General features: G+C 50.4%; 21 protein-coding genes and 2 tRNA genes. 17 read left to right on the top strand and 6 right to left on the bottom strand.

Annotated elements, in window-relative coordinates:
- Window positions 1-204: 204 nt before the first annotated feature.
- The 3 genes from Abor_RS05410 (at window position 205) to Abor_RS05420 (ending at window position 2,390) form a co-directional block, all read left to right on the top strand.
- Entirely contained in the window at window positions 205-837 is a 633-nt protein-coding gene (locus tag Abor_RS05410; RefSeq protein WP_048840815.1) for a Maf family protein, read from the top strand.
- Window positions 838-921: 84 nt separating this feature from the next.
- A tRNA-Ala gene (locus Abor_RS05415) sits at window positions 922-997 on the top strand.
- 151 nt (window positions 998-1,148) lie between these two features.
- The gene (locus Abor_RS05420) at window positions 1,149-2,390 is read left to right on the top strand and encodes a multidrug effflux MFS transporter (protein WP_048840816.1); all 1,242 of its coding nucleotides are present in this window, start codon (window positions 1,149-1,151) and stop codon (window positions 2,388-2,390) included.
- 142 nt (window positions 2,391-2,532) lie between these two features.
- Here the strand turns inward: Abor_RS05420 and Abor_RS05425 are convergent, their stop codons facing one another.
- From Abor_RS05425 to Abor_RS05440, 4 genes are read right to left on the bottom strand one after another with little or no spacing between them, the layout of a single operon-like run.
- Window positions 2,533-2,976 (bottom strand): hypothetical protein, encoded by a 444-nt coding sequence (locus tag Abor_RS05425; RefSeq protein WP_048840817.1) that lies wholly within the window; start codon window positions 2,974-2,976, stop codon window positions 2,533-2,535.
- Window positions 2,977-3,004: 28 nt separating this feature from the next.
- Entirely contained in the window at window positions 3,005-3,199 is a 195-nt protein-coding gene (locus tag Abor_RS05430; RefSeq protein ID WP_048840818.1) for a Trm112 family protein, read from the bottom strand.
- A gap of 22 nt (window positions 3,200-3,221) precedes the next feature.
- The gene (locus Abor_RS05435; RefSeq protein ID WP_048840819.1) at window positions 3,222-3,932 is read right to left on the bottom strand and encodes an LON peptidase substrate-binding domain-containing protein; all 711 of its coding nucleotides are present in this window, start codon (window positions 3,930-3,932) and stop codon (window positions 3,222-3,224) included.
- Window positions 3,933-3,935: 3 nt separating this feature from the next.
- Window positions 3,936-4,892: a thioredoxin family protein gene (locus Abor_RS05440; RefSeq protein ID WP_048840820.1), complete on the bottom strand. Its 957-nt coding sequence runs from the start codon at window positions 4,890-4,892 to the stop codon at window positions 3,936-3,938.
- 233 nt (window positions 4,893-5,125) lie between these two features.
- Between Abor_RS05440 and uvrA the strand changes: the two genes are divergently transcribed.
- From uvrA to Abor_RS05455, 3 genes are all read left to right on the top strand, one after another.
- A complete protein-coding gene (gene uvrA, locus Abor_RS05445; protein WP_048840821.1) occupies window positions 5,126-8,020 on the top strand; it encodes an excinuclease ABC subunit UvrA in 2,895 nt (964 codons plus the stop codon).
- Between the two features lie 46 nt (window positions 8,021-8,066).
- On the top strand, window positions 8,067-8,846 hold the full coding sequence (locus Abor_RS05450; protein WP_048840884.1) for a creatininase family protein: 780 nt from the start codon (window positions 8,067-8,069) through the stop codon (window positions 8,844-8,846).
- Window positions 8,847-8,958: 112 nt separating this feature from the next.
- A complete protein-coding gene (locus tag Abor_RS05455) occupies window positions 8,959-10,242 on the top strand; it encodes a YncE family protein (RefSeq protein ID WP_048840822.1) in 1,284 nt (427 codons plus the stop codon).
- Window positions 10,243-10,497: 255 nt separating this feature from the next.
- Here Abor_RS05455 and aldA read toward each other — a convergent pair whose 3' ends face one another.
- Complete coding sequence (gene aldA / locus Abor_RS05460; protein ID WP_048840885.1) at window positions 10,498-11,946, bottom strand: aldehyde dehydrogenase; 1,449 nt, start codon at window positions 11,944-11,946, stop codon at window positions 10,498-10,500.
- A gap of 293 nt (window positions 11,947-12,239) precedes the next feature.
- Here aldA and Abor_RS05465 point away from each other — a divergent pair, with 293 nt between their 5' ends.
- The 6 genes from Abor_RS05465 (at window position 12,240) to Abor_RS05490 (ending at window position 17,008) form a co-directional block, all read left to right on the top strand.
- Window positions 12,240-13,475, top strand: coding sequence for a DUF2075 domain-containing protein (locus Abor_RS05465; RefSeq protein ID WP_048840823.1), 1,236 nt, complete (start codon window positions 12,240-12,242; stop codon window positions 13,473-13,475).
- A gap of 149 nt (window positions 13,476-13,624) precedes the next feature.
- Window positions 13,625-14,188 carry a NifU family protein gene (locus tag Abor_RS05470; RefSeq protein ID WP_048840824.1) on the top strand — a complete coding sequence of 188 codons (564 nt, stop codon included), beginning with the start codon at window positions 13,625-13,627 and terminating at the stop codon, window positions 14,186-14,188.
- A gap of 98 nt (window positions 14,189-14,286) precedes the next feature.
- Complete coding sequence (locus Abor_RS05475) at window positions 14,287-14,868, top strand: malonic semialdehyde reductase (protein WP_048840825.1); 582 nt, start codon at window positions 14,287-14,289, stop codon at window positions 14,866-14,868.
- Window positions 14,869-14,870: 2 nt separating this feature from the next.
- Window positions 14,871-15,572 carry a tRNA (adenosine(37)-N6)-threonylcarbamoyltransferase complex dimerization subunit type 1 TsaB gene (tsaB, locus tag Abor_RS05480; RefSeq protein WP_048840826.1) on the top strand — a complete coding sequence of 234 codons (702 nt, stop codon included), beginning with the start codon at window positions 14,871-14,873 and terminating at the stop codon, window positions 15,570-15,572.
- A 16-nt stretch (window positions 15,573-15,588) separates the two neighbouring features.
- A complete protein-coding gene (rimI, locus tag Abor_RS05485) occupies window positions 15,589-16,056 on the top strand; it encodes a ribosomal protein S18-alanine N-acetyltransferase (RefSeq protein ID WP_084594392.1) in 468 nt (155 codons plus the stop codon).
- A 190-nt stretch (window positions 16,057-16,246) separates the two neighbouring features.
- Window positions 16,247-17,008 (top strand): DNA/RNA non-specific endonuclease, encoded by a 762-nt coding sequence (locus Abor_RS05490; RefSeq protein ID WP_232014978.1) that lies wholly within the window; start codon window positions 16,247-16,249, stop codon window positions 17,006-17,008.
- Between the two features lie 68 nt (window positions 17,009-17,076).
- Here Abor_RS05490 and purD read toward each other — a convergent pair whose 3' ends face one another.
- Window positions 17,077-18,360, bottom strand: coding sequence for a phosphoribosylamine--glycine ligase (purD, locus tag Abor_RS05495; RefSeq protein ID WP_179193558.1), 1,284 nt, complete (start codon window positions 18,358-18,360; stop codon window positions 17,077-17,079).
- 50 nt (window positions 18,361-18,410) lie between these two features.
- Between purD and xseA the strand changes: the two genes are divergently transcribed.
- From xseA to Abor_RS05520, 5 genes are all read left to right on the top strand, one after another.
- On the top strand, window positions 18,411-19,871 hold the full coding sequence (gene xseA / locus Abor_RS05500; RefSeq protein WP_048840829.1) for an exodeoxyribonuclease VII large subunit: 1,461 nt from the start codon (window positions 18,411-18,413) through the stop codon (window positions 19,869-19,871).
- A 109-nt stretch (window positions 19,872-19,980) separates the two neighbouring features.
- Window positions 19,981-20,328, top strand: coding sequence for a hypothetical protein (locus Abor_RS05505; protein WP_048840830.1), 348 nt, complete (start codon window positions 19,981-19,983; stop codon window positions 20,326-20,328).
- A gap of 106 nt (window positions 20,329-20,434) precedes the next feature.
- A tRNA-Leu gene (locus Abor_RS05510) sits at window positions 20,435-20,521 on the top strand.
- Between the two features lie 34 nt (window positions 20,522-20,555).
- A complete protein-coding gene (locus Abor_RS05515) occupies window positions 20,556-21,734 on the top strand; it encodes a phosphoserine transaminase (RefSeq protein ID WP_048840831.1) in 1,179 nt (392 codons plus the stop codon).
- A gap of 249 nt (window positions 21,735-21,983) precedes the next feature.
- Window positions 21,984-23,972, top strand: coding sequence for a CocE/NonD family hydrolase (locus Abor_RS05520; protein WP_048840832.1), 1,989 nt, complete (start codon window positions 21,984-21,986; stop codon window positions 23,970-23,972).
- Window positions 23,973-23,987 lie beyond the last annotated feature (15 nt).

Consider the following 23,987-nt stretch of genomic DNA (forward strand, 5'->3'; position numbering starts at 1 on the left):
GTTGAGAAATAAGGAATTTTTAGAGTTATCCAGAAAACTCCACAGAGAGGCTGTGTACAACTCACCGGTTTGTACATGTTATGAGTTGTGCACGGTACTCGGTACCGCCTTGTTATGACCGCCGTACAATCCACATGTACCCCGGTACTCATGACAGTACTCACACCCCCTTTTTTACGTAGTACCTGAAAGAGACTCGTTCCCATGCCAGATTTAGTACTAAAACCGACTCCGTTACAGAACACAGCAACACCATTAGTACTGGCGAGTGGTTCAGCTATAAGAAAACAGTTGTTGCACAATGCAGGGCTTTCCTGTTTGGCGGAGCCTGCGGCGTTAGAGGAAGACGTGCTTAAAGCAGAAGGCCTTGCCCAGGGGTGGGCAGCGTCAACAACCGCCCTCCGTTTAGCTGAAGCAAAAGCTCTCGCCCTGTATAAGCCAGAAGCATTTGTTATTGGTGCAGACCAGATGTTGTCATGCGAGGGCGTGCTTTATAACAAACCAGAGACACAAGACGCTGCCCGCACGCAGCTTCAGGCACTACGGGGTAAAACGCACATACTGCATACGGCGGTGGTTGTGTGTCATAAAGGTGCGGTACTGTGGCAGTATGTTTCTGAACCTAAACTGACCATGCGGTCTTTTTCTGACACATTTTTAGACGCCTACCTGCAATCAGAAGGGGCTGAGTGTTTGTGCTCTGTTGGGGCGTATCGGCTTGAAGGGCCAGGCTTACAGCTTTTTGAGCAGATAGAGGGAGACTATTCGGCTATTTTGGGTTTACCCCTTTTGCCGCTGCTAGAGGCGCTGCGCACTTTAGGTGTGACACTTTCCTGAAAAAAGGGGGTTGCAAGGCGTCACAACGCCTTGTATTAGCGAGCACACGCACACCACGCCCATATGGTGCTGCTTTGAAACTGTGGGGCCATAGCTCAGTTGGGAGAGCGCTTGAATGGCATTCAAGAGGTCGTCGGTTCGATCCCGATTGGCTCCACCAGTTTTCGCCTTCTCCTAAAAAATTTCTGCCCCTAGGTTGCTCTCTGGTTCTGCCAGCTCTGTTTGTCTGCTGTGCTTAAAGGCTGGACAAAGTGACCTAACATGAGAAAAGGGCTGGTCTTCTTTTCTACCATTTTGTTCGGGTCTGCTGCATGACGCGCTTCTCCCCCTCCCATGCGCTGCCAAGTGGTCATTTTACACCGTGGCTTATTATTTTGCTGGGGCTTGTAACGGGCATTGGGCCACTTGCAACAGATATGTACCTGCCTGCTTTTCCTGAAGTTGAGCAGGATTTGGCCGGAGGGCCCGGCTCTGCCCAGTTTACCTTGGCCGCGTGGTTTATGGGGCTGGCATTAGGGCAATTTTCGCAAGGCCCCCTTTCAGACCGTTTTGGCAGGCGTGCCCCCTTGGTGCTGGGGTTGGCTATTTTTGCTGTGGCGTCTGCTGGGTGTGCCCTTGTCCATAATTACCACCTGTTTTGCCTGTTTCGGTTTGTGGGGGCTATTGGTGGCTCTGCTTCGGCCGTTATTCCACGTGCAATTGTGCGCGATGTGGCAACGGGTAAGGCTGGGGCTAAAATTATGTCTCAGTTAACACTGGTGTTTGGTGTTATGCCGGTTTTGGCCCCAAGCTTTGGTAGTCTTGTGCTTAAGGTTGGCAACTGGCGCTGGATTTTCTGGGTAGGCACTGCCTATGCTGTGTTAGGCATTGTCGGTATTTTGGCCAGCCTGCCAGACACCTTGGCCCCACAGCGGCGCATAGCGCTCTCTCCCATGCAAATTGCCAGCCGCTATGTTGTTATTCTGAAAGAGCCCGTTTTTCGGGCTAATGCGCTCATTGCTACGTTTTCAACCTTTGTCATGTTTGCTTATTTAGGCAGCGCTCCGGTGTTGTTTGAGCAGGTTTTGCATTTTTCTGCGGGGCAGTTTGGTCTGTTTTTTGGGGTTAATGCTGCGGCGTTTATTTTAGGCACCCAAATTAATGGCCGGTTGGTGCACAAATTTGCCATGCCACACTTGCTAGAGGGTGCTTTGGCGTGGGCATTGCTTATGGGGTGCATTTTTGTTGTGCTGGCTTATATGGGGGTAGCAGGGGTACACCACCCGCTTCTAACCTGCGGCCTTATTACCAGCATAACGGGTGCTCTGGGTTTTATTGGGCCCAACGCAACCGTTATGTCGTTTTACCACCATGGGCACCACGCAGGCAGCGCCTCTGCCATGCTCGGCACGTTACAATTTAGTATTGGCTCTTTGAGCAGTGTTTTGGTGGGTCTGTTGCCCGGTGGCAATGCCACCTCGACCGCATTAGGCATGATGGCTGGTATTTTAGGTATGGCATTGGCCGATGTTATGCGCCGTTATGCGCCGCCTATTGGCGCAGAAGAAGACTAAAAAGACTTTAGGCTAGGCTTAATGGGGTAGTTTGGCCGTGCTGCAACAGCCGCTAAAGTGAGCCTAAGCGGCAGCAAAGCTCTGTGCGCTCTTAACTCTGAAATACGGAATAACTTTAAAGGGCGCTTTTGAGCGCTCTTTTTTATTGGCTGGGCTTTTGCTCTGTTGCTTCTGGAGGCTTGCCGTAAATGGGGTGGGCTTCTGGAATAAGCATATGGCCATCTCCCATATCCAGCGGGCCAGAATGGGCATTGCCGGGCATGAGGGCATCGTATTGCTCTTCGGGTTTTTGAGGGGCTTCTGGGCGTTTCTGGCCAGAGGCAATGGCTCTGTCTTCGCGCTCTTGGGCTTCTTTGGCGCGCCGTGCTTCTGCCGGGGCCGCTTCGGGAATAAACCGGCCGGGCCGCTCTGGTGGCAGGTCAATATTCTCGCCTTCAATTTCCCTATGGCACCCTCCGACACAGAGTACGGAGAACAGGGCAAAACCCAGCAAAACCCCAGATGGGCTGCGCCCCCCTTTTTTCCTGCCTAAAGCAGGGGGGTAATGCACAGCAGGGTGTGGGCTGTAGGGAAAGCGAGACGTCACGGCAGAGCCATACCCTTTGTTTGGAGAATCAGCCTTCGAGGTGGCGTGCTTCTTCGGGTAGCATAACGGGAATACCATCACGAATAGGGAAAGCCAGACCAGCTTGCTGGCTAATCAGCTCGTTTGTCTGGTCGTTATAGGTCAGTGGCCCTTTGGTAAGCGGGCAGACCAGCATAGACAGCAGGCGGGGGTCAAGCGGGGCGTTGGTTGGGGCACCAGACATGAAAGAGGTTTCCTAAAAAGTGTTAAGACGGCGGGCCGTCATCTTGTGGCCCGGCCAGATCAAGCAACATCTGTAGCACACGTACGCGCTCCGTTAACGTGGCCGCATCAAGCAATGCCTGTTTTTCTGCCGGAGGGAAAGGACAGATCATGGGCAAGGTCACCAGCAGCACGTCATCATCCATCTGCTCGATCACAGACCAGCGTGCATGTAGGCCTTTTTGTTTGAAGTAAGCGCGTAGGGCCTCAAGCAGTTTTTTGCGGTCAAACGGGCTTGGTGGCAGTTCGTGCAGGTCGTTTGCAAAAGACGAAACATCAACCCGCCCCAGCCTGTACCCCCGGTGCAAGCCGGTTTCTCGTAATAGCCTGAAGCGCGCAATGCCGCTTAGCGTTATGGCGTAGGTGCCGTCGCGCCGTTCTGTAAACGAGGTAATGCGGCCAACACACCCCACTTTATAGAGCGGGGGCAGCGCCTCTTGCGTTTCTTCGTCTTCTTCCTGCCAGCGGGGCTGGATCATGCCAATAAACCGGTGCGCGGCCAGTGCATCTTCAACCAATGCAATATAGCGCGGCTCATAGACATTAAGCGGCAGCTTGCCTTCTGGCAGCAACAAGGCACCGCTAAGCGGGAAAAGACCCAGCTCAGCGGGAATATCAGCCAGTGTCAGGTCTGAAAGCCGTGGAATGGTACGGGCTATGTCGCTGGCTTCGTTATACGGGAGAGAACTAGCCAAGGCTCAGGAAAACAGTAGTGAAGAAAGTTTACGGCGTGCTGCCAGCGTAGCGGGGTCCATATGGCCCCACGCTTCAAAAAAGCGCAAAAGCTGTTGGCGTGCTGCGCCGTTGTTCCAGTCTCGGTCTGTTTTAATAATATGGAGCAGTTCTTCTGCCGCTTCTGCATGTTGGCCCGCAGCATTAAGGGCTGTTGCCAGTTCGCACCGGGCTTCGTGGTCTTCTGGGTTGGCGGCTAGGCGTGCCCGAACGCCCTCCATTTCTTGTGCTACTTTGCGCCCTTCCCGTTTGAGTTCCAGAGCGGCGCGGGCGCCAGCTACTTCTGGGGCTTCGGTAATTTTGGCGGGTACATCAGCCAGTGCTGCACTGGCGGCCTCTTCATCGTCTAGCGCCAACATGGCACGGATCAGGCCTGCCCATGCTTTTGGGTTTTCGGGTTCTTCACCAATTACAGCCGAGTAAAGCTCAGCTGCGCGTTCGGGCTGGCTGGTTTCAAGGGCTACATCGGCTTCTGCCAGCAGTTCGGTTGCGGGCAGTGTGCCGCCGCCTGCGGCTTTCAGAACGCCTTCCACAAATTTTTTGATCTCGCTTTCAGGCAAAGCCCCTTGAAACAGATCCAGAATCTGGCCTTTCCAGAATGCTGCCACCATAGGAATGGACTGAAGCGGTAAGCCAACCTGCGTTAACTGGGCTGTAAGGGCGCGGTTGGCTTCAATATCAATTTTAACCAGACGTACCCGGCCCTTGGCTGCGGTAACAACTTTTTCCAGCACTGGGGCAAGCTGTTTGCAGGGGCCGCACCACTCTGCCCAGAAATCGACCAGAACCGGAACAGTACGGCTGGCCTCAATGACGTCTTGCATAAACGTGGCTTGAGAGCCTTCGGAAATAATAGGTGCGCTGCCAGCAGGTGTGTCCCCAGTATGGGTTGGGGTTAGGTTTTGGCCAATAATATGATCCATCTGGTCTTTCCTTACTCAAAATAATGGGGTGGGCTTGCGCAACTTTTTCCCATTTTGCGGCGTTTGCCGCCCTTCTTGCTTCTAGATGGTCAATGAAAGGCACGGGTGCAATGGGAATTTGGTTCCCGCATGCCCATATCGCACATTAAGTATACCGCCCAGCATTCCCATAACCAGTCGGAAGGCGCTAGAACGGTAAAGCAGGACAAAACAGGAACGGCAGCGCAAAACTGATGGAAAATACCCTTCCCCCTGGCCAGGCGGCCATTCGCGTTCGTGGTGCGCGGGTTCATAACCTTAAGAATGTTGATATTGATATTCCCCGAGACCAGTTGACCGTTGTTACGGGGCTTTCTGGGTCTGGTAAGTCTTCTTTGGCGTTTGACACAATTTATGCCGAAGGGCAGCGCCGCTATGTTGAGAGCCTGTCTGCTTATGCCCGCCAGTTTTTGGAGCTTATGGGCAAACCAGATGTAGACTCGATAGAGGGTCTCTCACCGGCAATTTCCATTGAGCAAAAAACAACCTCCAAAAACCCTCGTTCTACTGTTGGTACAGTCACAGAAATTTATGACTATATGCGCCTGTTATGGGCGCGCGCGGGTGTACCGTATTCCCCCGCGACTGGCCTGCCTATTGAGGCACAAACAGTGAGCCAGATGGTTGACCGCATTTTGGCGCTGGCGGAGGGTACACGCCTGCTGCTGCTCTCTCCCGTTATTCGTGACCGTAAGGGGGAGTACCGTAAAGAACTGGCTGAACTGCAACGCAAAGGTTTTACCCGTGTTAAGGTAGACGGAACCCTGTACGAAATTGCAGACGTGCCAGCCCTGAACCGTAAGCTACGCCACACTATAGAAGTTGTGGTTGACCGTATTGTCGTTAAACCCGGTATTGAAACCCGCCTTGCTGATAGTTTTGAAACAGCACTCGAACTTTCAGATGGTGTTGTGTATGCCGAAGAAGTGCTGCGAGATACAGACGCAACACCCGAACGCTACGTTTTTTCTTCTCGCTTTTCATGCCCGGAAAGTGGTTTTACGCTTGAAGAAATTGAACCACGACTTTTTTCGTTTAATGCGCCACAAGGGGCTTGCCCTGCCTGCGATGGTTTAGGCACGGAAACATTTTTCAACCCGGCTTTGGTTGTACCCAATACAGCACTTTCTTTAAAAAAAGGGGCTATTGCACCATGGAAAGATGCTAAATCTCCACTTTTAGAGCAAACACTCCAAAGTCTAGCTGACCATTTTGATGTAAGCATGGACACCCCTTGGAAAGAGCTGCCCTTAACAGCCCAAAATGGTATTCTTGATGGTGTAGTTGAAGATGTAGCATTTACATACAAAGATGGTAAAAAAAGCTACACGGTTACAAAACCTTTTGAAGGTGTTTTGCGTAGCTTATCAAGGCGTCTTGCAAATACTGATAGTATGTGGGTGCGTGAAGAACTTTCACGGTATCAGTCTGAAAAAGCATGCCATGTGTGCCACGGTGCGCGCCTACGGCCTGAAGCTTTGTGTGTGAAAGTAGCCGAAAAAACTATTGCACAAGCGTGTGATTTACCAATAGGTCACTCATTAGTCTGGTTTGATACGGTTCTGCCAACTCTTACACCGCAACGTGCAGAAATTGCCCGCCGTATTTTACGTGAAATTTTAGAACGCCTTAAATTTCTTGATGATGTAGGGCTGGACTACCTTACCTTATCCAGAAGCTCTGCCACCCTTTCAGGGGGAGAAAGCCAGCGTATTCGTCTCGCCAGTCAAATTGGCTCTGGGTTAACAGGTGTGCTTTATGTACTTGATGAACCCTCTATCGGGCTACATCAAAGAGATAACGAGCGCCTCCTTGGTACATTAGAGCGTTTAAAAAAGCTTGGTAATACACTCATTGTTGTTGAACATGATGAAGACGCTATACGTAGTGCAGACTGGCTGGTTGATATGGGGCCGGGGGCTGGCGTAAACGGCGGTACAGTTATTGCGGCCGGTACACCAGAGCAGGTTGCTAAAGTGCCACAAAGCATAACCGGTGCTTATTTATCTGGCCGTAAAGTTATTCCCGTACCCACCCAGCGCCGCGCTATAGATAAAAAACGCATGCTTACGGTTGAAGGGGCAAGTGGGCATAACCTTAAAAATGTAACAGCGCGCTTTCCGCTTGGCACATTTACCTGCGTTACAGGGGTATCTGGCAGTGGTAAATCGACCCTTGTGATTGACACGCTGTACAAAACATTATCCCGCGAGTTAATGGGGTCTTCTACTTCTCCTGAGCCATGTAAGGGCATAAAAGGGGTAGAGCAGCTTGATAAAATTATCGATATTGATCAATCCCCTATTGGGCGTACACCGCGCTCTAACCCTGCAACATATACAGACCTGTTTACCCCAATACGTGACTGGTTTGCAGAATTGCCAGAAAGTAAGGCACGTGGGTACAAACCGGGGCGGTTTTCTTTCAATGTGAAAGGGGGCCGATGCGAAGCATGCCAAGGTGATGGCGTTTTAAAAATTGAAATGCATTTTCTGCCAGATGTGTTTGTGACGTGCGACACCTGCAAAGGGAAACGCTACAACCGTGAAACACTGGATATTAAGTTTAGAGGTAAATCCATAGCTGATGTATTGGCTATGAGTGTTGATGAAGCTGTGCCTTATTTTTCTGCTCAAACCCGTATCCGTGACCGGTTGTCTATTTTGCAGCAGGTCGGGCTTGGGTATGTTGCTTTGGGGCAGCAAGCCACAACCCTTTCAGGGGGGGAGGCACAGCGCGTTAAACTCTCTAAAGAGCTGGCACGTAGGGCAACAGGCCGCACACTCTATATTTTAGATGAACCCACAACCGGGCTGCATACAGAAGATGTGCGCAAATTACTTGAGGTACTGCATGCCTTGGTAGACCAAGGTAATACTGTGGTGGTTATTGAGCACAACCTAGAGGTTATTAAAACAGCAGATTGGATTATTGACGTAGGCCCAGAAGGGGGCAGTGGTGGTGGCCAAATTGTTGCAGAAGGTACGCCAGAAGATATAGCTGCGTGTAAAGCAAGCTATACAGGCCGTTTTTTGGCACCTCTTTTGGTACAAAAACCCGAAAAGAAAACAGTAAAGAAAAAGAAATAAAATGCTTCTTTTCAAAAAAAATAAAACAACCATGGCGCTTGCTGCCATGGTTTTTAGCCTCACTGTGCCCTCATTTATGTGGGCACAAAATGCGTCTTCTGTCTTGTTTGAGCAGCAAACATGGAAAGAAATACAAGCAGGCTTACAAGCTGGTACCAACACCATTATTATACCTGTAGGGGGTACAGAGCAGAGCGGCCCTTATATTGCTGTTGGTAAACACAATGTACGTGTTTTGGCTTTGGCTGAACAAATTGCCCAAAAAGCAGGAAAAACACTGGTAGCACCTGTGGTGGCGTACGTACCAGAAGGCAATACCAACCCCAGAACATCTCATATGCGTTTTCCCGGCACCATTACTGTACCACCAGATATTTTTGAAAAATTACTTATTTCTGCGGGCAATAGTTTTCAGGTGCAGGGGTTTAAGCTTGTTGTTTTATTAGGTGACCATGGTGGATACCAAAAGTCTCTTGAAAAAGTAGCAAAGAGTTTAAATGCACAATGGCAGGGTACAGGTGCTAAGGCTTTATATGTACCGGGGTATTATACTGTTATTGTCCACCAATATGCTCAATGGTTAAAACAGCAAGGGTATGGCAAAGATGTTGGCATGCATGCTGATATTAGTGACACCTCGCTGCAATTAGCAGTTGCCCACTCTATGGTGCGGGAGCAGGCATTGCGGGCCTCTGGCCCCCCTTCAACGGCTGATGGCATGTATGGTGGAGACCCGCGTAAGGCAACTGCTGCATTAGGGCAGGCAGGTGTGAGTATGCAGGTTAATGCGGCAGTAAAGGCCATTGAACAAGAACGTAACAAATAATCAGTAGTAAAAAAGTACTCTATAATTCAGAAAATAGACGCCCTGCCTGTCCTATGCTAAATCGCTATGGCGCTTATTCTAAAGGCACAAGAAAGGTATGGGCTGTCTTACAATGGTAGTAAAAAGAAATCTGATAGCGGCTGCGGCTGTGCTTGTTTCTCTTGGGGCTGGTTACGGTATTGCTACCGCGCAAGAGGCTTTGCCTGCGCCCGCGCCTTCAGATTCTGCAACACAAAGCCTGCCATCTGGCACGGCTGCCCCCTCTGCTGGGGTTGCTGCGGCTAACCAGCCTACTTACCCCGGTGCTACGCCCTCAGCCATACAAACTATTCCCGGTATGCCGCCGGTGGTTAACCCCACAAATTTGTATAGCGAAACAACGGCAGGCCACATTGCCCCAGAAATTGCGCAAGACCCAGCCCGGGTTTACGTGCCCAACCTGCGCTCTAACGATGTATACGTGATTGACCCTGCAACATCTCAGGTGGTTGATAAATTTCCGGTTGGTAAAAGCCCACAGCATGTTGTGCCCTCTTGGGATTTGCGCACGCTTTGGGTTACCAACAATGCTGAAGGTACGTTTGATGGCAGCCTTACCCCTATAGATGCCCATACAGGTAAACCCGGCCCAGCCGTTGCGGTAGATGACCCCTATAACATGTATTTTACACCAGATGGTAAGTCAGCCATTGTGGTGGCAGAAGCGCGCAAACGCCTAGACTTTCGTGACCCCCACACCATGGCGCTGCAACAATCTGTAGAAACACCTGAGTGCAAAGGTGTTAACCACGCAGATTTTTCTATTGATGGTCGTTACGCCATTTTCACCTGCGAATTTGGTGGGCATTTGGTAAAGGTTGATACCGTTAATAAAAAAGTGTTGGGGTATCTAAAGCTTTCCAGTGGTGGCATGCCGCAAGATATTCTTATTTCACCAAACGGTAAGATTTTTTATATTGCTGACATGATGGCTGATGGTGTCTTTATGGTTGATGGAGACACATTTAAGGAAATTGGTTTTATACCAACTGGTGTCGGTACACACGGCCTTTACCCTAGCCGCGATGGTACTAAAATGTATGTTGCAAACCGTGGTTCTCATAAAATTCATGGTAAACCACACAGCAAAGCTGGTGGCGTAAGCGTTATTGACTTTGCTACAAACAAAATTGTTGCAAACTGGCCTATTCCCGGTGGTGGTAGCCCAGATATGGGTAACGTAAGTGCAGATGGTAAAACATTGTGGCTTTCTGGCCGGTTTGATGATGTGGTCTACCAGATCAACACGGAAGATGGGTCTATGAAAAGTATTCCCGTAGGGGCAGAGCCACATGGCCTTACCGTTTGGCCACAGCCGGGGCGTTACTCTATCGGTCATACTGGTATTTTACGTTAAGAACAAAAGTTTTTATAAAACTAAAAAAGCCCGCCCTTATAATGGGGCGGGCTTTTTTTATCACTGTAGAGCAAGAAGCTTAATTTAAGAGGTGGTCTCTAAAACTTAAGGCTCGCGCTTTAGCTACGTCTTTTTGACGGCTTAACATGTTTGAAAACTATAATTTTCTTAGGCAAAGAGGCTATATTTGCTGCTCTAAAATGGCGCTTCAGCCTTAGTGAGCAACTTTTGAAACAGCCTCTAAGCCTTAGTCAATTAAGCGTTCAGATAAATTGTTTTTGTTTGAACATAAGCCTCTAGGCCGTATTTCCCGTCTTCCCCTCCAAGGCCGCTGTCTTTGTAGCCATGGTGGAAACCCTGCGGGGCTTCACCACCTTCTCGGTTCACATAAACCTCGCCAAAATGCAGGTCAGAGCTTATGCGCATAATACGCTTTAAATCTTGTGTGAAGACATAAGCAGAAAGCCCATAACGGCAGTCATTGGCTTGGCGCAGGGCATCGTCATAGTCGGTAACTTTGGTAAGGAGCATGACAGGGCCAAACACTTCGTTTTGCACAATCTCCATGCCTTCTTTTACGTTTGTTAGCACTGTTGGTGCGTAAAAATGGCCGTGGTCGTACAGACCATCTGTTAAGCGTTTACCCCCTGTTTCCAGTTTTGCCCCTTCTGCTACGGCTTTTTCAACCATAGCATGCACTTTTTCAAGTTCTTGCTGGCTTACTTTTGGGCCCATATCGGTTGTGTCTTCTAATGGGTTGCCAACCTTTAGAGCCGCAACTTTCTGCTTAACCAACTCTACAAATTTGTCGTATATGGCTGCATGTATATAGGTGCGCTCGTTACTGGTGCAAACTTGGCCTGCATTGGTAAAGCGTGCCGTTACAGCTGCTGTTGCGGCTTTTTCTAGGTCTGCATCTTCCATTACAATAAAGGGGGCCTTGCCGCCCAGTTCCAACCTTACTTCTTTTAAGGTGTTGGCCGCGGCTGCCATAATTTTTTTGCCCGTTGCGGTACTACCGGTCATGGTAATTAGGCTTATGTCTGGGCTTTCAACAAGGGGTACCCCAACCTCTTGCCCATTTCCGGTGACAACATTGAGCACCCCTGCGGGAATACCCGCTTGCTCTGCCAGTTTGGTGGCCTCAAGAGCTGCTAAGGGGGCTAGTTCGTGCGGTTTAATAACAATAGTATTGCCTGCGGCCAAAGCAGGGGCAACTTTGCGCATAAACAGCGCAAGCGGAAAATTCCATGCTGAAATACCGCCGATAACACCATGCGGTATTTTTTCGAGCAGTATTTTCTCACCCGGCCTGCTTCCGGGCACAATGTCCCCTTCTAGTCTGCGGGTATTTTCAGCGGCAAAGCGTATAAGGCCGGTTGCAAAGCCAACCTCTACCCTCGCCTCTTTAACAGGTTTACCCATTTCGCTTGAGATAATGTGTGCAAATTTTTCTGCGTTTTTTTCTATGAGCGCTTTAAAGGCGTATAAGATATCAGCACGCTCTTCTGCTGTTTTTTTGCTCCAAGCAGGGAAGGCGGCTTTGGCTGCTTTTACAGCGTTTTCAACATCTTGCTTTGTGCCTTTGCTCACATGTGCAAGGGTTTTGCCAGTGGCGGGACTTATAATGCCTAGATGACTGCCCGATGCTCCCTCTACCCATTCACCATTAATATAAATTTTATAGGGTGTTTTTTGTAACATATATGTCATTAATTAAACTTTCTCTTTTTAAGCGTGCTTAACATGAGGTCTCACACATAAAGGTCTGTGTTTGAGAGGGTTCCATAAAGTTTTTATATTTTATTATTAAGCTTTGTAGGCTTTAAGTGTTTGTTGTGCTCTGGGTTGCATATTGGGTATGGCTTTATAGATATGAGCATAAATTTTATGTGTAATGGGTCTTAAAAAATGTTTTTAAAATGGGTCTATAAGTTTTAAAGTGTTGAAAAATAGATCTAACACTTTGGTTCATTAATTTTTGATTTGGGCTTTGCATGTACACTCTTTTAAATAATGAGCAAAATAATAACGCTCTTGCTAAAATTTCTCCTGAAAAAAACTTATCTGATGAACAACTTACGTTACAAAATAAGGTAGAAGAATTTTGTAAAAAACATATTGTACAAGGGCAAGCTGTTTTTATTATTGAAGGAAATGCAGGAACGGGGAAAAGCCTTGTTCTTAATAAGATATTTAATACACTACAAAAACAAGCACGAGATAAAAATGGAGTATCAGTTTTACAGGGTACACAAAATTATCTTGTGGTAAACCACCCTGAAATGATGAAACTCTATAAAAACAGTGCTGGTAAATTCCCTTATTTAAAACAAAAAGATTTTGAAATACCCACTACCTTTATAAATCGTATGCATAAAGAGGGCAAAAAGGCAGATATTTTACTTATTGATGAAGCACATCTTCTTTTAACACGCCCTGATAATTATAATCGCTTTACGCAAGAGAACCAACTTGAGGAGTTATTGAAGCTGGCACGGGTTGTGGTACTTGTATTTGATGAAAAACAAACGCTGAAATTTAAAAGCTACTGGAACAAGTCTTTACTTAACACTATTGCTGCTAAATATAGTGTTCAAACATATCATTTAAAACAACAGTTTAGAATGCATGCTGGTGCTGATATTCAGTGTTGGATTGAGGAGTTTTGTCAGAAAAAAATTCTACCTACGCCCCAAAAACAACTTTTTGATTTTCAATTTTTTGATGATGCGCAAACTCTTTATGAAACGCTAAAAGAGAAAAACGCCCTTTATGGCCTTTCACGCTTGGTTGCCACTTATGACTACCCCTACACGCTAGATGGCCAAGACCATTTTATAACCGAAGGGCGCTTTCATTTACGGTGGGACAGATCAAAACCGCAAGAAAAGCTGCCCTGGGCAGAGCGGCCAGATACGATAGATGAGGTAGGTTCTGTCTATACCGTGCAGGGGTTTGACCTCAATTATGTGGGGGTTATTCTTGGCCCCTCCGTGCTGTACAATGCCAGCACAGATGGCTTACGCCTTGACCCTGCCCGGTATGAAGACAGCGCGGCTTTTGCCGGTCGTGGCGGCTTGCTTGAGCCAGAGCAGGTTAAAGAGCGCATAATGCTCAATGCCCTTAATGTTTTGCTTACGCGGGCGGTAAGGGGGCTATATATTTACGCCCACGACCCAGCCTTGCGCGCCAGACTTATGGCATTGCAGGCAAAGGCCGTCTTAACGTAAAATCAGGGGGTTAAGGGCAAAAATTGCTCAAAATAACAAGGTCAGATGCGGTTTAAATAGCTTTTCTTTGTGTAACAGGACTTGTCGTGTCCTTATTCTGATGCCAACTGATACACGCACAGCGTTAGTACAGAAACCAGGATCTGGCCATGTTTATTGAAACTGAAGACACCCCAAACCCCGCCACACTGAAATTTCTGCCCGGTCGGGCTGTTATGGGTGACAGCGGTACCATCGATTTTATTGATGCAGATGCCGTCATTGGCCGCTCTGTGCTGGCAGATGCTCTTTTTGCCTTGCCTGGTGTGTCTCGTGTGTTTTTGGGTCATGACTTTGTGTCTGTCACCAAAGCAGACAGCGCAGACTGGTCTGAACTGCGCCCTATTATTTTGTCTGCTTTAGTTGACCATTTTGCAGCAGGCTTGCCCGTTGTAGAAGCAGGTGTTGGCGTAACAGAAGAGCCAATTGCCCCAGAAGACCAAGAAATTGTAACCCAGATTAAGGAACTGCTTGATACCCGCGTGCGCCCAGCCGTTGCGGGCGATGGAGGAGACATTGTGTTCCGTGGGTATAAAGATGGCATTGTGCGCCTAACCATGCAGGGCGCGTGCTCTGGCTGCCCGTCTTCTCGGGCCACGTTAAAACACGGTGTTGAAAACATGCTGCGCCACTACGTGCCAGAAGTTGTTGGAGTAGAGCAGGTAGAGGGCTAAAGAGCCCTACCCTTTGCGTTGGCGCGTTCCTGACCTAAAAGGAATGCGCTAACGCAATATACTGCCTGTGCGGGCAGCATCGTGGAGACTGAACAGACATGCTGGACGAAAGCGGGTTGGATCTACTTTTTCAAAAAGCACGGACACCCCGGCGTTGGCTTGCCAAGCCCGTTGAAACATCAACACTCCAGCGGCTGTATGACTTCGTTAGCCTTGGGCCGACGTCTGGCAATTGTAGCCCTGCCCGTTTTGTTTTTATTACTGGCTCAGAAGGCCGCGAAAAGCTACGCCCAGCCCTTTCTGCTGGTAATGTTAACCGCGTTATGGGCGCGCCTGTTATTGCTATTGTCGCCCACGACCCACTGTTTTTTGAGTATCTGTCGCGCTTATGCCCCAATGAAGAACTGCGCTCTTGGTTTGCGGCAGATGTAGGCTTGGCAGAAGAAACAGCTTTTAGAAATGGTACGCTACAAGGCGCCTACATGATTATGGCCGCCCGTGCCTTGGGGTTAGATGCACTGCCAATTTCAGGTTTTGACCAAGCAACCGTTGAAGAGGCCTTTTTGGCAGATACCGGCTGGCGCGCTAATTTTCTGTTGTGCTTGGGGTATGGAGAGACAGAAAGCCTGCCGCCCCGCGCCCCGCGCTTAGCCTTTGAAGAAGCTTGCCGCCTGTTGTGAGTATGATAACCCGTATTTTAGTGCTGGACGGCAGCGCCGCTGGCGAGAGTGCTTTTGGCCTTGCGGCATGTGTAGAGCATACTGGTGCGCGCTATAGTGTCGTGGCGTGCCAAAAAGAGGCTGGCAAGCAAGCGGCAGAAGGTATTGGCCTACTTGCTGCCAAAGCGTTGGACGCAGCAGGGTGGGGCCCTATTGCCCTGCGTAAGCCCCAACTGGTTGCGGTTGTTGTGGGGCCGGGGTCTTTTACCGGCTTGCGGGCCTCTTGTGCTACGGCTGCGGGGTATGCGTTGGGTTTAGGTGTGCCTGTTGTAGGCGTAACGCGGGGTGAAGCCCTTTTGCCAGAGTTGGAGCAGGCTGTGGCTTTGCATACTGGGGTTAAACCAGTGCAAGGCTGGATGCTGGTTACAGGTGCGCGCAAAGGCCGTGTTTTTGTAGAAACAAAACAGGGTGTACAAGCCATAGCTTTGGCAGAATGGCAGCCACCAACGGGCCAAGCATGGCTTGTAGCGGGCGATGCCGCAGAAAGCCTACCCCTGCCAGAAGCACAAATAAGTGGCATAACAACCCCGACACCGGAGCAAATTGCTGTTGCTGCCTGTGCACGTTTGTCTGGTAATCTCCCTGCCCGTGAGGCCTTGCCATTGTATGTTGACCCGCCAGAGGCAAAACGGCCCGCAGCAGGGTTGCGTGCGGCCCCTGTATAACCCCTTAGTCTTGGTTATGACGTCTTTTACTGGCCAGATTATACCTGTTGGCCCCGACTATGCAGCCGTATTAGCGGCTTTACATGCTGCAAGCTTTGCGGTGGCTGAACAATGGCCTGAAGCAGCTTTGCGAGACTTGGTTGTATCATACGGCACTATAACCGGCCTTGCAGTATGGAATGATAACCCTGTGGGGTTTGTTATGCTACGGTGTGTTGCCGGAGAAGCTGAAATTTTAACCCTGTGTGTTACACCAGATTTTCAAAAATGTGGGGTGGGCGCGCAGCTGGTAGCCTGGGCTATACAGCAAGCAAAGCGCTCTGCGGCAGACGTGATTTTTTTAGAGGTTTCTTGCAAAAATAAAGATGCATACACACTCTATCAGAAAAATAAATTTGTGCAGTCAGGGCTTCGTAAAAACTATTATCCAGATGGATCAGATGCTTTTGTTATGCAGTATGATAGTCAGAAAAACTCTTCTTAAAGACACACTCTATCAGAATTTATGTTAATTTATATATAACCAATGCAATGGTAATTTTATAATCTACCCTGAAGGGAAAGACGTGTTCAAAACTAGTTTTTTTGTTTTTTCAGTAATTTGTTTATTATCTACGCAGGTACAAGCAGCCTCTTGCCCGCAACTTTTTGCGCAAAATACACCCCCACAGGTTTTGTCTGAAACACAGCGCATTGGTACGGTTATGCTGTGTAATGGGCAATATGCGGTGCTTATGTCCCAACAAAAGCGGGCACCCCTTTGGTCTGCTGAAGACCTGACCGAAGAAAGTCTTGAAATTGCAGATAAAACCCAAAGGCATGGTAGTTTTATGCCGGATACGCGCCTGCCCCGCTCTATGCAGGTGCAAACGTCGGAATATAATCGCTCTGGTTATGACCGTGGGCATATGACACCAAGCGGCGATGAACCCGGTTTTGCAGCACAAAAAGAAAGTTTCTTACTCTCTAACATTGTACCACAAACGCCAGAGCTTAATCGTGGCCCTTGGGTAGGGGTAGAAAGTGCTGTACGGGGGTGGGCACGACAAGAGGGGGAGCTTTTTGTTGTGACTGGCCCCGGTTACGACCCTGACTCGTTTCGCTCTATTGGGCCGCACCATATCCCTGTGCCTGCCGTTATCTGGAAAGCGATTTATGACCCAGCAGGCAATGGTGCTGGGGCGTATATATGCCTTAACACGCACACGCCTTCGTGCCGTGTTACGTCTATTTCAACCTTAATAAGGCTAGTCAACATAGACCCTTTTCCGTCTTTGCCTGAAACACTTAAAAACCATGTGGCAGCTATGCCGCCTATTCAGGAAAGCCCATATGTTTTGTCTAAACAGAGCAATACAAACAAATTATTGCAAGAGTGGGGTAAAAAGGCGGTTAGAAAAGCCTTGCAGGCTTTGGTTAAATCTTTAGTGCAGTAAAATAGTAAGAAAAAATGGTGCTTTTTTCTCCCTCTTGCTTAAATCAAGAGGGAGAAAAGTATTTTTAGTTAAAGTGCGCGGGCACCAATATCTTTACGGTATTGGGCACCGTCCCATGTAATGGCTTTAACACCTGCATAGGCTTTGTCTTGTGCGTCTTTTACCGTGTTGCCAAGAGCACAAACAGCTAAAACACGACCGCCGGAAACAACAATTTGCCCTTGAGCATTTTGCTTTGTACCTGCTTGAAAAACCGTAACATCTGGCATGGCGTTGGCATCTGCAATGCCGTTAATAACCGCACCAGTTATGGGTTTGGCAGGGTAGCCTTGAGCCGCCATAACAACGCTGATAGACGCTTGGTCTGAAAACGTAATGGGCGCTGTGTCAAGCGTGCCCTCTGCCAAGGCTTTAAGCGCTGGCAACAGGTCTGAGGTAAGGCGTAGCAAAAGGGCTTGGGCCTCTGGGTCGCCAAAGCGCACGTTATATTCAATAAGTTGCGGGCCTGTGTCTGTTAGCATAAGGCCTGCAAAAATAATGCCTCTAAAAGGTGTGCCCCGGTGCGCCATTTCACGCAGCATGGGGCGCACCATGGTATTGAGCGCCTCTTCCTGTGCGGCGCGGTCAAACCCACGGGGGGGGGAGACAGCGCCCATGCCACCTGTATTGGGGCCGGTGTCACCATCGCCTATACGTTTGTGGTCTTGGGCGGCGCCAATTAGCACGGCACTTTCACCAGAGCAGAACGCAAAGAGAGAGACTTCTTCACCCACCAGACAGTCTTCAATAACGACGCTTTTGCCTGCGTCTCCCATGCTGCCTTGGGTCATCATGTCGCGCACGGCGTCTTCTGCTTCGGCTAGGGTTTGGGCAACCACTACGCCTTTGCCTGCGGCTAGACCATCGGCTTTTACAACTATGGGTGCACCGCATTCGTGCAAGTAGGTTATGGCGTCTTCTACATTGGTAAAGCGTTCACCCCGTGCGGTGGGAATACCCGCAGCGTAGCAAATTTCTTTGGTAAAGCTTTTGCTGCCCTCAAGGCGCGCTGCGGCTTGGGTGGGGCCAGCGCAGGCGATGTGGGCTTGGGCGCAGGCATCTGCCAGGCCCGCTACCAAGGGGGCTTCGGGGCCGGGTACAATCAGGTCTATGGCCTGCTCTTTGGCAAAGGTAATAAGGGCCGGTACGTCTTCGGCGCCAATGGCTACGTTTACGCCGTGCTCTGCCGTGCCGGGGTTACCCGGCGCTATAAAAAGCGCCGTAAGATGGGGTGAGCGTGCAAGTGTTGCGGCCAGCGCATGTTCTCGTCCGCCTGAACCAACCAGTAGTACTCGCATTTTTTTCTCCCACATCTGTAAGGTCTGCTCTTTCAGGGCGAGCGTCTGTAGCATAAGTTGGGCCCATGAACGAAGGGTTTGCAGCAGGCGCCCCCCAAGTGGGAAATGTGCCGGAATACACTGTCTCTGAAATTTCTGGGGCTATCAGGCGTACGCTTGAAGGCACGTTTGGCCGTGTACGGGTGCGGGGTGAGATAACGGAGTTTAAGCGTTACCCCTCTGGGCATATTTATTTTTCGCTTAAAGATGAGCACGGAAAAATTTCCGGCGTGGTGTGGCGTGGCTCTGTCAGCCGCCTTGGGTTGGTGCCCGAAAACGGGCTGGAAATTATAGCAACCGGCAAAATTTCGGCTTATGGCGAGCGCTCAAGCTACCAGCTTGTGGTTGAGCGTATGGAATATGCAGGTGAAGGCGCGTTGCTGGCCCGCATTGAGCGCCTGCGCCTTAAACTGGCCGAAGAAGGCCTGTTTGACGCTGCTCGCAAACGCTCCCTGCCCTTGCTGCCCCAAGTTATTGGGGTTGTAACCTCAGCCCAAGGTGCGGTGCTGCACGATATTTGCACAACTTTGGCCCGCCGCTTTCCGCGCCGCGTTGTGGTATGGCCCGTTGCTGTGCAGGGTGAAGGCGCAGCGGCACAGGTCTGTGCCGCTATAAACGGTTTTTCCCGCCTTGAAGCTGGTGGCCGGGTGCCCCGCCCAGAGGTGCTTATTGTGGCGCGTGGCGGTGGCTCCCTAGAAGACCTGATGGCCTTTAACGATGAGGGCGTGGTGCGGGCGGCGGCAGGTTGCTCTATCCCGCTTATTTCTGCCGTAGGGCACGAGACAGACACGACTCTGATAGATTTTGCCTCAGACCGTCGTGCCCCTACCCCAACAGCCGCGGCAGAAATGGCCGTGCCGGTACGCACAGAGGTTCTGGCAGACCTAGAGCACAGAGGGGCTAGAGCACTTGGGGCGCTATCGCGCCAATTGCAAACGGGCCGCCTGCGCCTAGATAGAGCTGCCGCCGCCCTGCCTGACCTCCCTTCTTTGTTGCAAACTGCGCGTATGCAGCTTGATGACCGGGGCCGCAGGCTGGAAGTGGCCCTGCCCGGCTTTGTGCAAAAACAGCGTGCAAACTTAGTGGCGGTTGAACGGCACATGCCCTCTGTTGAAACATTGCTGGCAGGGCGGCGTACACGTGTGGCCTTATTGGGCAATGGCCTGCAAAGCGGCTTGCGGCATAGCTTACAGGTAAGAGAAGCCCGGTTGGGGCGCTTGCGTATTTCACCCGCCCCCTTGGCAGCTCTTGTGCGTGAGCGCACGGCTAGGCTTGTGGGTATGGCGGGGCAGCTTGCGGCTGTTTCTCCGCGGGCGGTGCTGGCGCGTGGGTATGCGCTGGTAACGGCGCAGGGCCAACCTGTCACCTCGGCCAAAGCCTTAAAAGTGGGTGAGGCCGTGCAACTGACCTTTGGTGATGGCACGCAAGATGCCGTAATTGGCACCCCTGGTGCACCGGTACGAGCGCAGGGCTTGTTAGATTTTTAAGGGCGGCTTGGTGCTGGCGTATGCGTGTGCTTAGAGTGTGCTCCAGAATAATAACCGGCAACGGGGCCACTTTGCTGCGCCCTGCGGGCTGAAGAAAAGGAAAGAGAGTATGTCTATCCGCTTTATGTCTCGCGTTTTTGGGTGTGTTGGCGTGGCTATGCTGGCAGGGTGTGCGGCAACGCCACACGCCCCTGCCCATAAAATACCCCCGCAAAGTTTTGCGCCGGGCATGGTTTCAGACACGCCTGCTGCCAACGAGAGCCAGTTGGTAAACGACCCCTCTGCAGCCCTTGATACGCCATTATGTGGTACAGCTGCGCGTGAAGCACAGGCAACGGCAGTGCAAAATTATCCTCAGCCGCTTTCAGTGGGGAATAGCTGCACGCAAAATGCCTGCTTTAACCCCCAGACAGGCACCTATATTGCCGCCGATGGCACCCCGCGCGTGTGCCGTTAAGGTACTTTTTCTGGTGCTTAGGCCATTTTCTCGTGCCTAAAGCGCTGTAAAACCACGAAGCAGACTTTTCCGAACGGCAATTTGCTGATAGGAGAGGTCTCCAGCCGCGAGAGTGACGGAATCGGTAGACGTAGTCGGCTCAAAATCGACCGCCTTTACGGGCATAGGGGTTCGAGTCCCCTCTCTCGCACCAGAACTTGTCCCATCTCCCTATCCGGACAGGGTAAATGACCTCCACACAATCCAGCCTTTCTTCCCGCCCGGCAACTCGTCCGGTCAATCCGTGTTTCTCATCTGGCCCATGTGCCAAGCGTCCGGGGTGGAGTGTTGCGGCACTCTCTAACGCGCTCACGGGGCGCTCTCATCGCTCGGCTGAAGGCCGTGCCCGCTTGGGCGATGTGATTGAGCGCTCCTGCGCTATTTTGGGTGTGCCGGAGGGGTGGCGTGTTGGCATTGTGCCCGCATCAGACACAGGCGCTGTTGAAATGGCGTTGTGGTCTTTGCTTGGCCCTCGCCCGGTTGATGTGCTGGCGTTTGAAAGTTTTTCTACCCTTTGGGCGCAAGATATTGTCTCGCAGCTTAAGCTGGACAATGCACGCGTGCTTAAAGCTGAATACGGCCAACTACCAGACCTGAGCGCTGTTAATTGGGCGCATGATGTTGTGCTGGCATGGAACGGCACAACCTCTGGCGTATGTCTGCCCAATGCGCAGGCCATTCCCGCAGAGCATGACGGGTTGGTTATTTGCGATGCAACCTCTGCCGCTTTTGCCATGGATTTACCGTGGGACAGGTTGGATGTGGTGACATGGTCTTGGCAAAAAGCCTTAGGGGGTGAGGCCGCACATGGCATGCTGGCCCTTTCCCCCAGTGCGGTTGCCCGGTTGGAGCAGTTTGAAGCCCCACGCCCGCTACCTAAAATTTTCCGCCTAACCAAAAAAGGCGCGTTGATTGAGGGCATCTTTAAAGGTGACACCATCAACACCCCGTCTATGCTGTGCGTTGAAGACGCGCTGGATAGCCTGAAATGGGCACAAAGTGTTGGGGGCCTTGCTGGCTTAAAAGCCCGTAGCCAAGCAAACCTTGCCGCAGTAGCGGCGTGGGAAGCAAAAACGGAGTGGGCGTCTTTTCTGGCAGAAAAACCAGAAGAACGGTCTTCTACCGCTATTTGCCTGCGTATTGTGGCCCCGTGGTTTTTAGCGCTTGAGCCAGCCGCCCAAACAAAGGTGGTTAAGCAGATGACAGCTCTGCTCGATAAAGAAGGCGTTGCCTTTGATATTGCCAGCTACCGCGACGCCCCACCCGGTTTGCGTATTTGGGGTGGCGCTACGGTAGAGGCGTCTGATGTACAAGCACTCCTGCCGTGGCTAGACTGGGCTTTTGCACAGGTTACCCCGCACGCCTAACAGTCGTTTTTCATAAACTGTCATAATTTTTTGAAGAAACCGGCCTTACAACAGGGCCGGTTTTTTTTATGGGCATTTGTAACAAAGGCGGCTTGGTAGGGCATGACGTATTTTTACCCTGCCATGGCTGCTTTGCCTTTTTGCCAACTAAACAAGGCTGGACGGAGGGCAAAAACCCACGCATCGTTCAGGCTAAGATTTTTGCCCCAGTGCAAAACCCAGATTGACTGAGAAAGCAGAGTGCGCGGTATGTCTTTACCTTCAATAAAACTACGTGGTGTTGTCTCTGGGGTGCTTGTTACCCTGTTATCGGGCACGGCGTTGGCTGCAGCATCGGCTCTGACCGCGGGTGCGCCCGCTAAACAACAGCCAGATCTGTTGAGCGTGCAAACCGGCACGGATATTCCGAGCAAACTCAGCTTTCCCGAGGTAGAGCAGCAGCGCGACTATACAAAGCGCGAAGTGATGATTCCCATGCGTGATGGGGTCAAACTTTATACCATACTGGTTATACCCAAAAATGTGCGTAACGCGCCTATGCTGCTTACCCGCACACCCTACCATGCCAAAAACCGGGTTGACCGTACTGAAAACGCCCTAACACTACGCGAAACCCTGCCGCAGGGTGATGATGTGTTTGCAGATGGTACCTATATTCGGGTGTTTCAGGACATACGCGGCAAATACGATTCACAGGGGGACTACGTAATGGCCCGCCCCCCGCGCGGCCCGCTCAACCCCACCAAAACGGATGAAACAACAGATGCCTGGGACACGATAAACTGGCTGGTGCATAACGTGCCTGAAAGTAATGGCCGCGTTGGCATGACAGGCTCTTCTTACGAAGGGTTTACTGTGGTTATGGCGTTATTAGACCCCCACCCGGCCCTAAAAGTAGCCGCACCAGAAAGCCCAATGGTTGATGGTTGGATGGGTGATGACTGGTTCCATTATGGTGCCTTTCGGCAAGGGTCGTTTGATTACTTTGTTGGCCAAATGAGCTCACGCCGGGGCGGGGATGATATTCCGCGTAAAGATGCAGATGATTACACAAATTTCCTTAAAGCAGGGTCTGCTGGGGCTTTTGCACAGCAAGCAGGGCTAAATCAATATCCATTTTGGAACCGCTTACACGCCCACCCAGCTTATGACCAGTTTTGGCAGGCGCAAGCGCTCGATAAAATTTTAGCCGATAAAAAGCCAACAGTGCCAATGCTGTGGGAACAAGGCCTGTGGGACCAAGAAGATATGTGGGGTGCTATACATACGTGGCAGGCCCTTAAAGACAAAGATATTAAAACCCCCAATACCCTTGTTATGGGGCCTTGGCGGCATAGTGGGGTCAATTACAATGGTTCAAGTTTAGGGCCATTAGATTTTTCTATAGATACAGCCTACCAATATCGGCATGATGTGTTTCGACCCTTTTTTGATGCCTACCTTAAGCCTGGCAGTGCTTCTGTACATTTGCCTGATGCCATTATTTATAATACGGCAGAAAAAAAATGGGATTATTACCGGGCATGGCCGCAAGTATGCGAAGAAAATTGCAATGGTGGGTTAACGCCGCTCTATTTGTCTGAAAACCATAGTTTGAGCTTTTCTGCTGCCAGCAAAGAGGGAACAGACAGCTATTACGCAGACCCAGCACACCCCGTACCGTTTTTACCGCGGCCCTTTGCTTTTTCTGAGGGCGCACGCTGGAAAAGCTGGCTGGTGCAAGACCAGCGCGAGGCAGAAGCTCGTCCCGATGTGCTGACCTACGAAACTGATGTGCTTGATGCCCCTGTGCGCGTTAGTGGCGTGCCTGTGGCAGACCTTTTTGCCCAAACAACCGGTACAGATGCTGACTGGGTTGTAAAACTAATAGACGTGCAACCCGCACAAGTACCAGATAATCCCAAAATGGGCGGGTACGAACTCCCCCTTTCAATGGATATAATGAGGGGGCGCTACCGCAACAGTTTTGCAAAGCCAGAACCAATAGAGGCCAATAAAACAGAGCACTACCATTTTACATTGCCTGCGGTTAACCATGTTTTTGAAAAAGGCCATAGAATTATGGTACAAATTCAATCTTCATGGTTTCCATTGTATGACCGTAACCCGCAAAAATATGTGGCTAATATTTTTGATGCTAAGCCAGAAGACTATATTGGCGCAACGCAAACCCTGCATTATGGTGGGGTAAAGGCGACTTCTATTTTATTGCCGGTTGTGCAGGCTGATAAAGACTAGAAAAACACATAAAGG

It is taken from the genome of Acetobacter orientalis, assembly GCF_000963965.1.
GTDB classification, from domain to species: Bacteria; Pseudomonadota; Alphaproteobacteria; order Acetobacterales; family Acetobacteraceae; genus Acetobacter; species Acetobacter orientalis.

What these genes read in the sequence shown, in the direction of transcription:
- Abor_RS05410 (WP_048840815.1), top strand. Translation starts at nt 205, where the DNA reads ATGCCAGATTTAGTACTAAAACCGACTCCGTTACAGAACACAGCAACA.
- Abor_RS05420 (WP_048840816.1), top strand. Translation starts at nt 1,149, where the DNA reads ATGACGCGCTTCTCCCCCTCCCATGCGCTGCCAAGTGGTCATTTTACA.
- Abor_RS05430 (WP_048840818.1), bottom strand. Translation starts at nt 3,199, where the DNA reads ATGTCTGGTGCCCCAACCAACGCCCCGCTTGACCCCCGCCTGCTGTCT.
- Abor_RS05440 (WP_048840820.1), bottom strand. Translation starts at nt 4,892, where the DNA reads ATGGATCATATTATTGGCCAAAACCTAACCCCAACCCATACTGGGGAC.
- uvrA (WP_048840821.1), top strand. Translation starts at nt 5,126, where the DNA reads ATGGAAAATACCCTTCCCCCTGGCCAGGCGGCCATTCGCGTTCGTGGT.
- Abor_RS05450 (WP_048840884.1), top strand. Translation starts at nt 8,067, where the DNA reads ATGGTTTTTAGCCTCACTGTGCCCTCATTTATGTGGGCACAAAATGCG.
- Abor_RS05455 (WP_048840822.1), top strand. Translation starts at nt 8,959, where the DNA reads ATGGTAGTAAAAAGAAATCTGATAGCGGCTGCGGCTGTGCTTGTTTCT.
- aldA (WP_048840885.1), bottom strand. Translation starts at nt 11,946, where the DNA reads ATGTTACAAAAAACACCCTATAAAATTTATATTAATGGTGAATGGGTA.
- Abor_RS05465 (WP_048840823.1), top strand. Translation starts at nt 12,240, where the DNA reads ATGTACACTCTTTTAAATAATGAGCAAAATAATAACGCTCTTGCTAAA.
- Abor_RS05470 (WP_048840824.1), top strand. Translation starts at nt 13,625, where the DNA reads ATGTTTATTGAAACTGAAGACACCCCAAACCCCGCCACACTGAAATTT.
- Abor_RS05475 (WP_048840825.1), top strand. Translation starts at nt 14,287, where the DNA reads ATGCTGGACGAAAGCGGGTTGGATCTACTTTTTCAAAAAGCACGGACA.
- tsaB (WP_048840826.1), top strand. Translation starts at nt 14,871, where the DNA reads ATGATAACCCGTATTTTAGTGCTGGACGGCAGCGCCGCTGGCGAGAGT.
- rimI (WP_084594392.1), top strand. Translation starts at nt 15,589, where the DNA reads ATGACGTCTTTTACTGGCCAGATTATACCTGTTGGCCCCGACTATGCA.
- purD (WP_179193558.1), bottom strand. Translation starts at nt 18,360, where the DNA reads ATGTGGGAGAAAAAAATGCGAGTACTACTGGTTGGTTCAGGCGGACGA.
- xseA (WP_048840829.1), top strand. Translation starts at nt 18,411, where the DNA reads ATGAACGAAGGGTTTGCAGCAGGCGCCCCCCAAGTGGGAAATGTGCCG.
- Abor_RS05505 (WP_048840830.1), top strand. Translation starts at nt 19,981, where the DNA reads ATGTCTATCCGCTTTATGTCTCGCGTTTTTGGGTGTGTTGGCGTGGCT.
- Abor_RS05515 (WP_048840831.1), top strand. Translation starts at nt 20,556, where the DNA reads ATGACCTCCACACAATCCAGCCTTTCTTCCCGCCCGGCAACTCGTCCG.
- Abor_RS05520 (WP_048840832.1), top strand. Translation starts at nt 21,984, where the DNA reads ATGTCTTTACCTTCAATAAAACTACGTGGTGTTGTCTCTGGGGTGCTT.